The sequence below is a fragment of the Paenibacillus sp. 2TAF8 genome (assembly GCF_052114825.1).
Taxonomy (GTDB): domain Bacteria; phylum Bacillota; class Bacilli; order Paenibacillales; family Paenibacillaceae; genus Paenibacillus.
Genome location: NZ_JBFRFN010000006.1, coordinates 347657 through 362930 on the forward strand (window position 1 = coordinate 347657; position 15274 = coordinate 362930).

Consider the following 15274-nt stretch of genomic DNA (forward strand, 5'->3'; position numbering starts at 1 on the left):
TTTTTACGTATGTGTGAAAGCTGAAAACACATTCTGCTCAATGTTTAATTGTGTAAAACGGCTGAATGAGGATTAACTTTAAATTAATACATTTCCCATTTTGCAATGACACTGGAAAATTAGACTAGATATCGTGGTGCTGAGCTCAATTGAGTTCAATTGAGCTCAGTTGAATTAAGTCACCTCAGAGCTTGTATACAGAGAGTGTGACCCGAGAGGGGTAATCTAGGCAGTGCAATCCGAGAAGTACAATCAAGGAGGAAAAACTTCAGATGAGTGATCTTGACAACCAGATCAGCTTGCCTGCCATCAAACGGCGTATAACCTCAAGTACACGCAATCGTCGGACTGCTTCACTACGGTTGCAACGGCTGAGGGAGAACCTGCTGGCCTATGGTTTTCTGGCACCATCGCTGTTGTTGTTCGCCGTGTTTCTGTTTTATCCGATGTTCAAGTCGGTGTATCTGAGTCTGCATTCTACTGATCCTACCGGACAGATTGCAGCTTATGTAGGGCTGGACAATTTCAAAGCGGTGTTCCAGTCAGGTCTATTTATGCAAGGCATGAAAGTGACGTTATTGTTTGTTCTGTTTACTGTACCGACGGGTATGCTGGTTGCTCTGATTTTGGCCGCTCTGACCCATAACCGCTTTAAGGGCATGCGGGTGTTTCAATTTGTGTTCTCGCTGCCTGTCGTATTATCGGTGGGTTCGTCTGCGGTCATCTGGAAGTTTCTCTTCCATCCAACGCTGGGCATGCTGAATTACCTGGTTGGCAAAGTAGGCATTGACCCGATCCCATGGTTAACCAGCCCGGATTGGGCCTTGATTTCGATCTCCATTATGACGATCTGGATGAATCTTGGTTTTAACTACATCATTCTATCCAGCGGCTTACAGGGAATTCCGGATGAGATCTACGAAAGTGCCAAGATGGATGGAGCAGGACCATTACTGACGTTTCGCAAAATTTCAATGCCTCTGTTATCACCAACCTTGTTTTTTGTGACGGTGGTATCCATCATTGGTGCATTCCAATCCTTCGGACAGATCAACATTCTGACTCGGGGCGGCCCGATGGACAGCACGAATGTGTTTGTGTATTCCATCTATCAGGAAGCTTTCGTGAACTTCCGCTTCGGCACAGGCAGTGCACAGGCATTAATTCTGTTTGCGGTCATTATGCTGCTGACCCTGTTTCAGTTCAAATGGGTAGAAAGGAAAGTGCATTACCAATGAGTGCAAAATGGACCCCAACGCTGCTCTACATACTACTGACCGTCTGTGCCGCACTAGTGTTATATCCGGTGATGTACACCTTCTTTATGGCCGTGATGACCCCTGAGGATGCAAGTGCATATCCACCTCACATTATCCCGACGGCGATTGATTTGTCCAACTTCGACGAGGTGTTTGATATTGTGCCGATCGGACGATTCATCGGGAATACCTTTCTGGTGGCCGGTTTGACCACGGTTGGTCAATTGATTACAGCCAGTATGGCTGCGTATGCTTTTGCCAAAATGCAGTTCAAAGGTAAAAACGTCATCTTCAGTATGTTTGTGGCCACCATGATGATTCCGTGGGAAGTGACGATGATTCCCAACTATCTGACGATTCGCAGTTGGGGCTGGCTGGATAGTTATCAGGGGTTAACGGTACCGTTTCTCGCAACTGCATTTGGTACCTTCCTACTCAGACAGTTCTTCATGCAGTTACCGAAGGAATTGTTCGAAGCAGCGAAAATAGACGGCTGTGGACATATTCGTTATTTCATCTCACATGTATTGCCTTTGTCCCGTCCGGCACTTGGCACACTGGCGATCTATTCGTTCCTTAGCATGTACAACTCTTATCTCTGGCCGCTGCTTGTGACGAACACACCCGAGATGAGAACGGCTCAAATCGGAATCTCCATGTTGGAGTTCCAGGAATCGACGGCGTGGAATCTGGTGTTTGCCGGAACAGCGATGGTAATTCTGCCATCTTTGCTTCTGTTGATCTTTGGTTTAAAACAGCTAGTGCGAGGTATGGCAGCCGGAGCGCTTAAGGGATAAAGGACGGTTTAACGATTGAAACAATAGTTGCTACATTAAACCTGTATCACTGTGCAGGTTAAGCATGAACTGCCAGGAGCGAATAAAATGAGGCTCGCCTTTTATAAAAGGTTTTGTGAGATAACACACACGTTAGTAGTGGAGGGGACGAAATCGATTCTGTAGAAGCGAAGCGTTTGCCTTTATCCCCGGATTTCTCCCTAAGTATAGGAATATTCAAGAAATCTGGGGATAACAGCAATCGAAAGAACGATTCGTAACCGGAACGGCTACAACGTGCAGTCTCAACAAATGTTTTTTTAACGCGAGCCATCTAAAAGGAGAGCGACATGAAAAGAAGAGGAACCTTTGCACTAATGCTAGCAGCGCTGATGTTGGTCATTTCGGCTTGTGGTACGAAAACAGAAACAAGCAGCCCGGCGAGTGGGGCACAGGCTGATGCGGCTACGGCTGAAACGACCCAATTGACTTGGTGGCATTCAATGTCTGGTGCAGGAGAAAAGGCGATCAACCAACTCGCGTCTGATTTTAATGCAAGCCATCCCGAAATTCAGGTCAAAGCAATCTACCAGGGGAAATATGATGAAAGTCTGAATAAGCTCAAAGCATCCATGGGTTCAGACAGTGGGCCAGATTTGATTCAGGTCTACGAGATTGGCAGCAAGTTCATGATCGACTCGGGCATGATTACTCCAGTACAGCAGTTCATTGACAAGGACAAGTTTGATCTGTCCCAACTTGAGCCGAACATCATTCGTTATTACACGATTGATGGCAAATTAAACGCGATGCCGTTTAATACGTCGAACCCGATTTTGTATTACAACAAGGACATGTTCAAGGCTGCCGGACTAGACCCGGAGAATCCGCCAAAGACGTATGAAGAGTTTGAGCAAGCGGCCAAGGCTCTATCCAAAGACGGTAAACCAGGAGCATCGATGGCGATTTATGGCTGGTTCATGGAACAATTTTTTGCAAACCAGAATGCAGATTATGTAAACAATGGAAACGGAAGAAGTGGCGCGGCCACTGAATCTTTACTGAACTCTGAGGCAGGTGTGAAGACGTTAACGTGGTGGAAAAAGATGATTGACGAGAAAACCCTCGCCAACTTGGGACGTAACACAGACGATACCACCGCAGCATTTACGGCACAGCAGCTTGGGATGACACTGGATTCCACGGCAGGACTACGCAAAATTGTTGAGGGTTCAGGCGGCAAGTTTGAACTGGGGACAGGTTTCCTACCTCGTCCGGCGGATGCCAAAGAAGGTGGCGTCGTGGTTGGTGGCGCAAGCTTGTACATTATGAATAACAAGTCGGAAGCCCAGCAGCAGGCCACGTGGGAATTCATCAAATACTTGGCTACACCTGAAGTACAAGCCAATTGGAGTGTTGCGACCGGATACTTCCCAATTACGACAGCAGCCTACGATCAGCAAGTATTAAAGGATAATATGACGAAATATCCGCAGTTCCAGACAGCAGTCGACCAATTACACGCTTCAGCCGATTCGACAGCAACATCCGGCGCAGTTATGGGTGTTTTTCCAGAAGCGAGACAAATTGTCGAAGGAGCGATTGAAACGGTGCTGAATGGACAAGGATCGTCACAAGAGGCACTCGATGCAGCTGCAAAACAGATTTCGGAAAAAATCAATCAGTACAACAGCACGGTGAAGAAGTAACCACAGTACGGAGAAAATATCCTACCAGATGTGATGACGCTGTTAACTGGTGAGAGTACTAAGAGCAGGGGCTTGATAGGATGGATCTTCTATTTATAGCGAATAGATTGCGGTAGCCGTGTGGATTGTACGAGTATGGAGTTAATATATCATTGTGATGATTCAGCTTGCAGAGATCGTTCTGCAAGCTGTTTTGTTGTCGAAAGAATAAAGATAAATGATTGACATGCTATAGATTCATATCATATAATCAACACGTTCATTAAATTGATAATGATTATCATTAACGATTAGGAGAGACTATACAGATGAAAAAGCAATGGATTCTACCGTTCATCGTGCTGATGTTATTTACGATGATTGCCAGCGCATGTGGTAACGGGGCATCAAACGGTGCATCAGACAACGGAAAACAAGAGGCATCTGCAACAGAAGGGACAAGCAGTGAAGCAGCGAATACTTCGGATACCATAACGTATCAATCCGAAACAGGGCCAGTTGAGATTCCTGCCAAACCGCAACGTATTGTTGCTCTCACGAACGGTCCCAATATCCTTTCTATGGATGTAACGCCAGTGGGCGTGGATAAATGGACGGCAGAAAATCCGCTGTTCAAGGATAAATTAAAAGATGTAGTGATTGTAAGTGAAGAGGATCCGGAGAGTGTCTCTGCTCTGAACCCAGACTTGATCATTGCAGGTTCACATATGAAAAATCTCGAACAACTTTCCAAAATTGCTCCAACCATCGTATACACATGGGGTAAACTCGATTATCTGCAACAGCAGCTGGAGATTGGCAAAGTGCTGAACAAAGAGTCTGAAGCACAAGCATGGATGGATGATTTCACCAAAAGAGCTGGTGCGATTGGCAATGAGATCAAAGCCAAATATGGTGATAATGTAACAGTGTCCACGATAGAAATTGCTGATAAAGAAGTTTTCGCCATGGGAGATCACTGGGCACGCGGAACAGAAGCGCTGTACCAAGCGATGAAGCTGAATATGCCGGAAAAAGTGAAGAATGATACGTTAAAAGAAGGTTATCACTCCTTGTCACTTGAAGTTCTTCCGGAGTACATGGGTGACTTCATCGTGCTCAGCAGAGACATGACCCGGGATAATGAGATTATGAAATCGGGAATCTGGAGTAAAATTCCGGCCGTACAGAACAAACAGGTTATCGAGTTGGATACCAAAGCGGTGACATACAGTGACCCGATTACGTTAGACTATGTATTGAATATTTTCAAAGAAGGATTTCTTGGCACAGGGAAATAATCAAGGGATTAACACCTAAAGGGATTCCAAGTGAAATTTTCATAATAGAAATGACATAAGAGAAGAGACGAAGAAGGCACAACAGCCTTTTCGCCTCTTTTTTAGTGAAACGAAAACCGCCTATCTCGTACATTCGAGATAAGCGGTTTTTATTAAAAAACAACGTTATAAGAACAAAATCAACTTACATCAAAGAATGATTGAACAAGAAGTGATTTATTTATCCTTTAAGTCTGCGATGGATTTGACATCCATATAGGCTGGAACAACAAGCCCCGTTTTTACACCTGTCATATTGGCACCAAGGTCATCCAATTGATCCTTGTATTTAGTCCAATAATCAGCATGTGTCAGAGGAAGCCATGCAGCCGGAGATGCATCCACGTCGCCTGATGCAACACCCGTCCACATTGGTCCGGCTTCAACTTGTAATGCGTTGATTTTATATCCGAGTTTGTTTTCCATTACATATTTCAGTAGGTTTGTACTTGCAATCTCGGAATCCCAAGCAACATAGCCCAGTTTGAACGCGTCACCGTCCACCGGTGTCAGACCTTTTGTCCATTCATCAATCTGATCCTTGTGTTTCTCTGCATAGTCTTTAGCAGCCTGTTCAGGTGATGTACCTCCTTGAATGGCAATCATCATTTCGCCCATTTCATCGGAATTCCACTTGAAGCGCTTCAGGAATTCATAAGCGACCGGGTGATCTTCTTTCAGACCTTTACGAGCGATCGTATGAATTTCTTCGGCATCTCCATAGACTTTATCAGGATCTTCCAAATACTTCAGATCATATTTGTTAAACATCCAATGAGGAGTCCAGCCTGTGATGATAAGCGGTTCTTTATTCTTGTACGCTTTGTCCAGCGTAGCCGTCATGGCTGCACCGGACCCTTCTACCAGATTCCAGTTGGTCAGGCCATACTTTTCAATGGCACTGGCGGTAGATTTCATAATACCGGCACCTGGATCAATACCGATAATCCGATGGTTGACTTCATCTCCGACGTTGGCATTTGCCGCAGACTCAGAGGATGAAGTAGAAGTTGAAGCACCGGTTTCCAAATCTTCAATCGAGTTGACGTCTGTCATGTATTTAGGAACAACCAGACCAGTGCGTACACCTGTCATATTGGCTCCAAGGTCCTCAACCTGATCTTTATAACGTTCCCAGTAGTCAGCATGTGTCAGTGGCAACCAGGCCGCAGGAGAAGCATCTACGTCACCTGAGGCGACGCCCGTCCACATTGGTCCGGCTTCAACTTGAAGTGCGTTGACTTTATATCCGAGTTTGTTCTCCATGACATATTTCAGCAAATTGGTGCTGGCAATCTCAGAATCCCATGCGACATAGCTCAGTTTGAACGCATCACCGCCCACCGGTGTCAGACCTTTCGTCCATTCATCAATCTGATCTGCATGTTTTTCAGCATAGTCTTTAGCAGCTTCTTCAGGGGATTGACCACCCTGAATGGCAATCATCATCTCACCCATCTCATCGGAAGTCCATTTAAAGCGCTTCAGGAATTCGTAAGCAACCGGGTGATCTTCTTTCAGACCTTTGCGAGCAATGGTATGGATTTCTTCGGCATCACCGAAAGATTTTTTCGGATCTTCCAAATATTTAAGCTCGTACTTGTTGAACATCCAGTGAGGTGTCCAGCCAGTTATGATAATAGGTTGTTTGTTTTTTATAGCTTTGTCGAGTGTGGCAGTCATTGCAGCACCCGAGCCTTCAATCAGATTCCAGTCAGACAATTTGTAATCTTCAATTGCTTTGGCTGCGGACTTCATAATACCGGCACCTGGATCGATACCAATAATCTGATAGTTAACTTCTTTGCCTATAGCATTAGCTGTACCGTTGTTGTTACCAGCAGATGTAGTACTGCCTGTGAAGTATTGTGAGAATCCTGCGACCAGTACAACGAGTGTTGCTGCCGCAGCGATCCATGCCTTTTGTTTGGTGGAGAGACGTGAAGTCCTCTTGCGGCCAGGCATAAACAGATTTTGTGTAAAACGGTCAAGTACAATCGCGAGTACAACGACGGCAAGACCAGCTTCAAATCCTTTACCAATCTGTAGCTGAGTTACAGCACGATATACTTCTGCACCAATACCTTGTGCACCAATCATGGATGCAATAACAACCATGGAAAGGGACAGCATGATTGTCTGGTTAATACCTGACATCACGGTAGGCAAGGCGAGTGGAAGCTGTACCTTAAACAACTTCTGAGCAGAAGTTGATCCAAACGCGTCTGCTGCCTCCACCAGTTCGCTTGAAACCTGTCTAATTCCCAGGTGGGTCAGACGAATGGTAGGTGGAATGGCGAAGATCACCGATGCAATAACGCCCGGAACAACACCTAGACTGAAGAATGTAACGGCTGGCAGCAGATAAACGAATGCAGGCATCGTCTGCATGAAGTCCAGCAGCGGTGTGATAATTCGCGCAGCTGTTTTGCTGTAAGCCAGCCAGATACCGACAGGCACACCGAGCAGTATTGAGATCAATCCTGACGTAATAACGAGACCGAGCGTGTCCATCGATTGGGACCAGTAGCCCAGGTTATCCACGAGCAGGAATCCGATAACTGTAAACAAGGTTAGTGGCAGCCTACCTAGCAGAAAGGCCAGTACACCTAATATAGCAATGAACAGGAGCGGATGAGGCAACATAAACAGCCCCGAGAAAAATCCAACCACTTCCTGAATAACGACAGAGATTACTTTAAACAATCCGGAGAGCGAGGAGCTCATCCAGTCAACGATGGATTCAATCCACGATGCTAGTGGTATTTTGGGTATCATTCAGAGCTTCCTCCTTTTCTGCAACTTCACCGCTTAGTGCACCGAGCAGGGCACCGCGAACGATAACACCTTGCAGACGGCCAGTTTCGCTTACAACGGCGAGAGGTACATGGGCTGAACTTACAATCTCAAACAATTCATGAATCAGGGTCTCGGGCGACACTGTCGGACCATCTGTAATCAGAATGTCATTTAATACTTTATTTTCGCGCATTGCACGCGTTGCGTCTTCTGCTGTAATGACACCCAGCAGTTTTTTGGAGCGGTCGATGACAAACAGGTTCGATATGCCTCGCTCACGCATTAACTCGAGAGCAACACGAGGACCACGATCAGTTGTGATTGTTTCAGGACGGCGCATAACGTGTGATGCTGTGAGGACCTTGGACAAGTCCACGTCTTCGACGAAGCGGGCCACGTATGAGTTGGCCGGTTGAATCATAATTTCCTCCGGTGTACCGATCTGCACAACGGCGCCGTCTTTCATAAGAGCAATCCGATCGCCGATACGCAGCGCTTCGTCCAAGTCATGGGTAATGAAAATAATGGTCTTTTTCATCTTATCCTGAAGCTCAATCAACTCATCTTGCATATCCCGACGAATCAATGGATCAAGTGCACTGAAGGCTTCGTCCATCAACAGTATTTCCGGGTCATTCGCAAGTGCTCGGGCAAGCCCGACACGTTGTTGCATCCCGCCGCTGAGCTCATCCGGCATTTTGTCTTCCCAGCCTTTGAGACCGACGAGTTCGAGTGAGGTCTTGGCTTTCTCACGGCGAACTTCCTTATCTACCTTTTGAATTTCCAAACCATATTCCACATTATCAAGAACAGTCCGGTGCGGAAACAAAGCAAATTTCTGGAATACCATGCTGATTGTTTTCCGGCGTACTTCTCGTAATTGTTCTTTGTTCATTTTTCTCAAATCTTTGCCATGAACCAGAATTTCTCCGGATGTTGGTTCAATCAGACGATTGAACATCCGAACCAGTGTGGACTTACCACTACCGGACAGGCCCATAATAACGAAGATTTCACCTTCTTTGATTTCCATGTTGACCCGATTGACACCAACCGTTATCTGTTTTTCTTTGGCCAACTTTTCTTTGCCCCAACCTTGCTCCAGTAATTCCAGACCTTGCTCGGTTTGGGGGCCAAACAGTTTACTTACGTTTTTCACTTCAAGTATGGTCATGTTTTCACCCCTTCTGATGTGTTGTGCACTTCGAACGGCTTTCAGCAGCCACAAGCCCATACACTTGTGCGCCCAGCCACGAAATCCGGTAGTTCTTGCTTCGCTTCCCGTCTTTCTGGGTAACGGTTTGTATTCTAACAATAGTTAACCAGTATAGCAACTGAATAAACAGTACATAATGTTTATACAGTAAAAACTGTACAAAGTTTTCCTCCTATATGCTCTGTCTATCGCCTTTTTTTGGCTAATCAGGCATCTTTACATTTATTATTGCTTTTCCTACAATAGGAAAAGAGCTGAATTAAAGCTTATTTTTTTGGTTAAATGATCATCGTAGGCAAATTGACATGGTAAAGTTCCTAATATAATCCATTGGGTGTGAGGTGTTTTCTAGCTTATAGAATATCCAGTTGCATGCTTTCCCATGTAAGCAGAGCTTGAACATGTTGATTTTTTGCCAAGACTGGAATGTCAGAATGGAGGTTGCAAGCATGAGCTTGGACCATTTGCAAGAGGATCAGCAGACAGCCGTGCTGAAGATCCGTAAACGCGTTATTGAAGCCATTGGACGAAATATGGATCTATACGGCGTAACGTTGTCCACGGGACATTTATATGGATTGCTATTTTTTGCAGAAAAACCGATGACCCTTGATGATATGGGCCGGGAAATGGAAATGAGCAAAACAAGCATGAGCACCGGAGTACGAACTCTGCTGGATCTGAAAATGGTAAATAAGGTGTGGAGCAAAGGCTCCAGAAAAGATCTATATGAAGTGGAGTATGACTGGCATCAGACGTTCACTGATTTTTTCGCTATTAAATGGAGAAAAGCGGTGGAGAGTAACCTTCAGATTCTTCGCAAATCCATTGACGAGATGAATCGGTTGATCGAACAGCTTGATGAACAGGCGGATGCCGATCTTCTGCGAGTACTCCATGAGGACAAGCGTAAAGTATTGCAAGCGGAAGCATACTACCGATGGCTCGACAGGCTTATTGATGCGATGGAAGATGAAGAAATTTATAAGCTTGTTCCCAAAGAAGAGATTAAAGAAGAAATGAAAGAACAGTTATAAGTTCAAAGCAAAGGACCCATTCCTTTTGGAAGGGTCCCTTTACTTTTTATTGACCGATTACGCTTAAACTTGTAATCGATTTCAACGAATTTGTCTTTTGCAAACGCTGTGCAGGCCTCCGCAGTTTGGAAGCACTGGTTTGTGCTCCAGTACGCCGAGTATTTGTTTGATCTGTCCATGCGACAGGTATCCGATCTCGATTGGCTCCAATTGCAAGGTGTGGGGCTGTTTCTAAGCGAGAAAGTGCAAGCTCTTTGAAATACCGCTGTGCTTGCTTCTCACGCCCGGTAAGCTCTGCCAATCGGCTATAGGTATCTTTCCAATCATCGGTCAATTCGACAATGACAGTGGGGGCAATACCTTTTAAATGATCATAATAAGGTTGGCAGGAACCGTCACCAATAATGAGATCAGGTTTACCGTGGCGCAATAGATCCAGCTGGTTCGTTAGGTCACGTTCTTGCTCTGTTGTGTCGCTCTTTGAGTGATGGTTTAGATCCAGTGACTCAACAGGTTGCAGGCCCAGGGAGCGTAGATGCTCATCAAAGCCAGCGCTGGATACTGTGGCTACACGTAACCGATGTTTCTTCATATAGATACTTGGCGCAATTCCAAGCATTTGCTTGAATTTACGACTAAAATAATATTCATTCCCATACCCAACGGATTCGGCAACTTCTTTGAGGACACAATTCTCCACCGACAGTTGTTTTTTGGCTTCTTCAATTCTTAACCGGTTTAGATAATCGGTAGGTGACATGCCCTTTGCCTTTTTGAAGCTTCGGGAATATGAACTTGGTGTCAGTCCTGCGATTTTAGCCAGATGATCCATGCTGATGCCTTCACTCATGAAACGTTGCATATATGAAATGCTGCGTTCCAGTGCGGGATCTACCTTTTCGAGGTTAGCTTCCAGTCGATGCTCTGACAGGAATTGCAGTAGCTCATGTAACTGACTATGTATGCTGACAAAGTGGTCTGCCCGTTCACCTCGATAGGAATCATACAACATGGCTATTCGCTCTGCTGCCTGCTGTTCATGCCGGATACGCATTTTGCCTGTCTGCCAGTCGTAAGGAAGGGAGGCCGAAGCGGTCATTTTCCATTGTCCTCTTACTCGTTGCACACTTACTTGTTCCATGCTTAGCATGAGAAATTCAACGATCTCCGAATGAGCTAATGCGTCGATGATTATGCCAGGTTTGATTATAAACAGATCTCCAGCTTGTGCTTCGTGCACAATGTTGTCCAGAGCCAGCAAGCCTTTGCCTTGTAAAATAAGACAAAGTATGGGCCGACTTACCATCATGCCTTGTATACGGAAATTTCCCCCGCGACGTACACGGCACATTGAAGAGAGCAGCGGTAAGGAAGAGGTTTCGGTTAATACGGGAAACGATTCATTCATGCGGACCATCCTTTTGTCTTATTTTCTTAATGATAACAATTATCATTCTCAAATGGAAGGTGTTTTTGAAAATTAGTTTTGACAATACTGAAATCGTAAGAGAGAAAAACGCAAATGGGAAAGTAGAAAATAAACGCAAAAGAGGATGACAACCCAGCACCGAAGCTGAAGAGTCACCCTCAATCAAACCTGAATTTAACGTTTCCGGAACGAACTTAATTCGTTGTAATCAAAAGAATGTTGTCCAAGAAAATGTCACTTACTGCTTGTTGTCCTGTTCCGTTTACTGCAGAATGGTATAAACGGAATTCGTCTTTGGCATGGATGTAAAAGATTCCCGGAACATCATCACGCAAGTGGAATGTGTCCCATTCGTCTCCAGCTATTTTGCTAACTTTCAGAGATGCATTGACAGCATAGAGGCCATTTTTGCCGGAAATGTAGGCAACTTCAGGTCTACCATTCACGAACTGATTCATCACATAGGTTACGTTGCTCAGGTTGAGATTAGACGTTTGGCTCACCTTGTTCGCAGTAACCTTTTTGGCGTAAGCTTTTTGATCCGCATCGATGATCACAACTTTGTCTGCTCCCACTGCACTTACTTCGCGTACACTTTTGGAGTGAAGCTGAAAGGTTTTACCTGATGTCGTTAGAGCATAAGCTTTGCCTAGGGTGTAGTTGTAATCCTTATTACTGTCCAGCTTAATCCCGCTGTTATATACATACAAATTGTTGCTCCATCCACCAGAGTATACGGCATTTACATCAAGCTTGGCCTTTGCATTCACGGCAGTACCTTTACCTGTATTGTAACTCGCTTTGAACATGACAATCGCTTTGGTCGAGTAGTACTGCTCCTCAGGATTGGTGTTGACCATAAGTTGTAATTCATTTTTGGCGAAATTCACAAAATAACGACTCTCCACAGCTCCTTGTGCAAGGTTTTGCACGGTTCCTGTGCCATTTGATGCTTTGGAGGCAACCCACGTATTACCGCCAACCAAGGCATTATAGTAGACACGTCCTTTCGTCACAATCAGAAGTGGATAGTCTGTATTGGCCTTGTCTGCAATTTTCGTAACAGACGAGACATCTTGGTCGCCATTGGCACGATATATGTTGCCTTTGGAGTCCATGTAGTAGATAAATCCGTTATCCGCATAATAATTGATGACATCAGAAGCAAACGTCTCTGCTGCATCGCTGGAACCGTCATTCGGAACCCGAAGCAATGTTGTAGAAGTAGGGGACTGGATGTAGTAGAGATACGATCCGGCCGCAGTCAAATCTACGCCTTCAAAATCAATCAATACCTCCGAGGGATTGCTTCCATCCCCGGATACTTTGTAAAGCACGCCATCGGAGTCATAATAGACGGTGGATTGACTCAGTGAAGCTGCTTGGGCTGCGGTTCCGCCTGCTAATGTCACTGTTGCAAGGAGTGTAAACAGCAACAATGCACAGATGATACGCTTTACGTATGTATACCGTGTTTTCATTCTTTCATCGTCCCTCTCGTTCTATTTATATGTTGTTAATTTATTATGTTATATCGGTAAACTATGGAATTTATGTTAGATCTAGAATGGAGATAAGAGGGTAAAGAAAGAGAAAGAGAATGAAATTGAATTTCATACTTAGTTCAACCTGAAATCGATTTGCGCATGATGCTACCAATCTCGTTTCAAAGCATTCTCGGGCTAATATGGTCGTGGTAACATGAACGTGAATGAAGAGGTTTTGTATGTAATGGATATTTTACTTGATGGGGTCGAAACAGGGGAACCGACTGAATCATCAAGGACAGGAGAGAAACGATACGATGAATATAGCAACGATTGGCACAGGTTCCATTGTAGATGCCATTTTATCCGCGATCAATGAACTGGATGATGTCACAGTCACTGCCATGTACTCCCGTAAGAGAGAGACAGCACAAGAGCTTGCGGAAAAATATTGGATAAGCACAATCTATACAGATCTGGAATCCTTATTTTTGGATCAAAATGTAGATCTCGTTTATATTGCTTCACCCAATAGTATGCATTATGAACAGGCCTATCAGGCGCTACAACATGGTAAACATGTTGTATGTGAAAAACCGTTTACGTCCACGCTTCAGGAAGCAGAAACGCTAATTGGACTTGCCAAAGAAAAGAATCTGTTGCTCTTTGAGGCCATCTCCAACATTCATCTGCCGAACATTAAAGTTATACATGAGCAACTACCGAAGCTTGGTCCGATCAAACTGATTCAGTGTAACTACAGTCAATACTCGCGCAAATACAATGATCTTCTCGCGGGGCAGACACCCAACGTATTTAATCCTCAATTCTCTGGTGGAGCGCTGATGGATATCAACATTTACAATCTGCATCTGGTTATGAGTTTGTTTGGCAGTCCGAATAGCGTGTCATATACGGCGAATCAGCATGCGAACGGGATTGATACATCAGGAGTTGCCGTTCTCAAGTACCCGGGGTTGATTGCAGAATGTGTTGGGGCCAAAGACACGAGTGGCATGAACTTTGTGCTCATTCAGGGTGAAAAAGGTTATCTTCAAGTTGTGGGGGGAGCGAACGGTTGCCGGGAAATCAAGCTTCAGATCGGGAAAGAGCCTGCTGAGGAATATAATTTACAGAGCAAAACCAATTGGCTGTACTATGAGTGGGAAGCATTCAGAGACATTTATTTGGCTAAGGATTATAAGAGGTGTTATGAACTACTCGAACACAGCCGATCTGTAATGAATGTACTTGCCGAGGCTCGCAAGCATGCGGGTATTATATTTGCAGCGGATAAATGATTAATGATAAATCTCAGTAGTTGTCGCTAATGCTCGCCATATACAGCATATCAAACAGATACATTACCGAGATCATGGAAGACATTTTGGACAACCTCAATTGTTCTTTATAACCATAGGTCAGTAGCGTTTCAACACAATGTTTGGACAGGGATGAACGGTTGTTGCCTGTGACTGCTATGACGTTCATCTGTTTATCGCTCAGCACCCTGGCAGCTTCAATCATAGCTTGATTCTCACCTGTGTGCGAGATAACAAATGAAAGGGTTAGGCTGTTGGAGTTCATCGTGTTCAAATAATGCATGTTGGGACCATTGTGCGCTACCGCCGCAATGCCAAGCTCATTCCATTTGGCACAAGCTTGCTGTGCTAAATAATAATTCATGTCACTACCGTAGATATCAATACGCCCGGATTCTTTGACCCAATTCGCGATTCGTAACAAAACAGGAGCGTTTAACATTCGGCGGGTATCATTCAGCGCCTGTTGATACAGGTAAGGAACCGAGTCGATAGTGGCCAGCACATTGCCCTGTTCTATAATTGCATGATCCGGCGTCCGCAATGAAGAAGGGGATTGTTGATATTCGAGCGCGAGCTTTAACTGAAAGTCTGGGTACCCTTTGGTACCCAGCTTTTTGCATAGGCGAACAATGGTGGACGCGCTTGTATAAGTCTGTTGAGCCAGTTCATAGGCTGTAGATTGGAATACAATTTCGGGGTTGTTCAGGATAAAGTCCACAATATGCTTCTCCTGTGCTGTTAATGGTGAAGCATATTTTAATTTTTGAAGTAGGTTGTATTCCATGCTGTTGTTCCATTCCTCTCTATAATCATGCCAAAGTACATGTCTCCACATCATAACTCGCGTCTGTTTATTTCTCAATCTGCACAGCGAAGCAAAGTGTATCTACTGACTTCCTTCATAAACAGACTGCACAA

At 44.8% G+C, this 15274-nt stretch carries 11 protein-coding genes; 6 read left to right on the top strand and 5 right to left on the bottom strand.

What is annotated here, in order from left to right:
• Positions 1-272: 272 nt before the first annotated feature.
• From AB4Z30_RS11660 to AB4Z30_RS11675, 4 genes are all read left to right on the top strand, one after another.
• Positions 273-1238: a carbohydrate ABC transporter permease gene (locus tag AB4Z30_RS11660; protein WP_441926389.1), complete on the top strand. Its 966-nt coding sequence runs from the start codon at positions 273-275 to the stop codon at positions 1236-1238.
• On the top strand, positions 1235-2056 hold the full coding sequence (locus AB4Z30_RS11665) for a carbohydrate ABC transporter permease (protein WP_441926391.1): 822 nt from the start codon (positions 1235-1237) through the stop codon (positions 2054-2056). Before AB4Z30_RS11660 ends, AB4Z30_RS11665 begins: the two co-directional genes overlap by 4 nt.
• A 329-nt stretch (positions 2057-2385) precedes the next feature.
• Complete coding sequence (locus tag AB4Z30_RS11670) at positions 2386-3744, top strand: ABC transporter substrate-binding protein (RefSeq protein ID WP_441926393.1); 1359 nt, start codon at positions 2386-2388, stop codon at positions 3742-3744.
• Between the two features lie 308 nt (positions 3745-4052).
• Positions 4053-5024, top strand: a complete 972-nt coding sequence (locus AB4Z30_RS11675; protein WP_441926395.1) for an ABC transporter substrate-binding protein — start codon at positions 4053-4055, stop codon at positions 5022-5024.
• Between the two features lie 216 nt (positions 5025-5240).
• Here AB4Z30_RS11675 and AB4Z30_RS11680 read toward each other — a convergent pair whose 3' ends face one another.
• Both AB4Z30_RS11680 and AB4Z30_RS11685 read right to left on the bottom strand, forming a co-directional pair.
• Complete coding sequence (locus AB4Z30_RS11680; RefSeq protein ID WP_441926398.1) at positions 5241-7841, bottom strand: glycine betaine ABC transporter substrate-binding protein; 2601 nt, start codon at positions 7839-7841, stop codon at positions 5241-5243.
• Entirely contained in the window at positions 7807-9036 is a 1230-nt protein-coding gene (locus AB4Z30_RS11685; protein WP_434752461.1) for a quaternary amine ABC transporter ATP-binding protein, read from the bottom strand. Before AB4Z30_RS11685 ends, AB4Z30_RS11680 begins: the two co-directional genes overlap by 35 nt.
• Positions 9037-9527: 491 nt before the next feature.
• Here AB4Z30_RS11685 and AB4Z30_RS11690 point away from each other — a divergent pair, with 491 nt between their 5' ends.
• Positions 9528-10115, top strand: coding sequence for a GbsR/MarR family transcriptional regulator (locus AB4Z30_RS11690; RefSeq protein WP_441926399.1), 588 nt, complete (start codon positions 9528-9530; stop codon positions 10113-10115).
• 46 nt (positions 10116-10161) lie between these two features.
• On the opposite strand, the gene AB4Z30_RS11695 is transcribed toward AB4Z30_RS11690, so the two are convergent.
• Positions 10162-11523 carry a helix-turn-helix domain-containing protein gene (locus AB4Z30_RS11695; RefSeq protein ID WP_441926400.1) on the bottom strand — a complete coding sequence of 454 codons (1362 nt, stop codon included), beginning with the start codon at positions 11521-11523 and terminating at the stop codon, positions 10162-10164.
• A gap of 215 nt (positions 11524-11738) precedes the next feature.
• The gene (locus tag AB4Z30_RS11700) at positions 11739-13025 is read right to left on the bottom strand and encodes a DUF5050 domain-containing protein (protein WP_441926402.1); all 1287 of its coding nucleotides are present in this window, start codon (positions 13023-13025) and stop codon (positions 11739-11741) included.
• 323 nt (positions 13026-13348) lie between these two features.
• Here AB4Z30_RS11700 and AB4Z30_RS11705 point away from each other — a divergent pair, with 323 nt between their 5' ends.
• Positions 13349-14332 carry a Gfo/Idh/MocA family protein gene (locus AB4Z30_RS11705; RefSeq protein WP_441926404.1) on the top strand — a complete coding sequence of 328 codons (984 nt, stop codon included), beginning with the start codon at positions 13349-13351 and terminating at the stop codon, positions 14330-14332.
• A gap of 13 nt (positions 14333-14345) precedes the next feature.
• On the opposite strand, the gene AB4Z30_RS11710 is transcribed toward AB4Z30_RS11705, so the two are convergent.
• Positions 14346-15140, bottom strand: coding sequence for a MurR/RpiR family transcriptional regulator (locus AB4Z30_RS11710; protein ID WP_441926406.1), 795 nt, complete (start codon positions 15138-15140; stop codon positions 14346-14348).
• Between the last annotated feature and the right edge of the window lie 134 nt (positions 15141-15274).

Excerpts from the sequence above, each read along its gene's own strand:
- AB4Z30_RS11660 (WP_441926389.1), top strand. The coding sequence starts at position 273 with ATGAGTGATCTTGACAACCAGATCAGCTTGCCTGCCATCAAACGGCGT.
- AB4Z30_RS11665 (WP_441926391.1), top strand. The coding sequence starts at position 1,235 with ATGAGTGCAAAATGGACCCCAACGCTGCTCTACATACTACTGACCGTC.
- AB4Z30_RS11670 (WP_441926393.1), top strand. The coding sequence starts at position 2,386 with ATGAAAAGAAGAGGAACCTTTGCACTAATGCTAGCAGCGCTGATGTTG.
- AB4Z30_RS11675 (WP_441926395.1), top strand. The coding sequence starts at position 4,053 with ATGAAAAAGCAATGGATTCTACCGTTCATCGTGCTGATGTTATTTACG.
- AB4Z30_RS11680 (WP_441926398.1), bottom strand. The coding sequence starts at position 7,841 with ATGATACCCAAAATACCACTAGCATCGTGGATTGAATCCATCGTTGAC.
- AB4Z30_RS11685 (WP_434752461.1), bottom strand. The coding sequence starts at position 9,036 with ATGACCATACTTGAAGTGAAAAACGTAAGTAAACTGTTTGGCCCCCAA.
- AB4Z30_RS11690 (WP_441926399.1), top strand. The coding sequence starts at position 9,528 with ATGAGCTTGGACCATTTGCAAGAGGATCAGCAGACAGCCGTGCTGAAG.
- AB4Z30_RS11695 (WP_441926400.1), bottom strand. The coding sequence starts at position 11,523 with ATGAATGAATCGTTTCCCGTATTAACCGAAACCTCTTCCTTACCGCTG.
- AB4Z30_RS11700 (WP_441926402.1), bottom strand. The coding sequence starts at position 13,025 with ATGAAAACACGGTATACATACGTAAAGCGTATCATCTGTGCATTGTTG.
- AB4Z30_RS11705 (WP_441926404.1), top strand. The coding sequence starts at position 13,349 with ATGAATATAGCAACGATTGGCACAGGTTCCATTGTAGATGCCATTTTA.
- AB4Z30_RS11710 (WP_441926406.1), bottom strand. The coding sequence starts at position 15,140 with ATGGAATACAACCTACTTCAAAAATTAAAATATGCTTCACCATTAACA.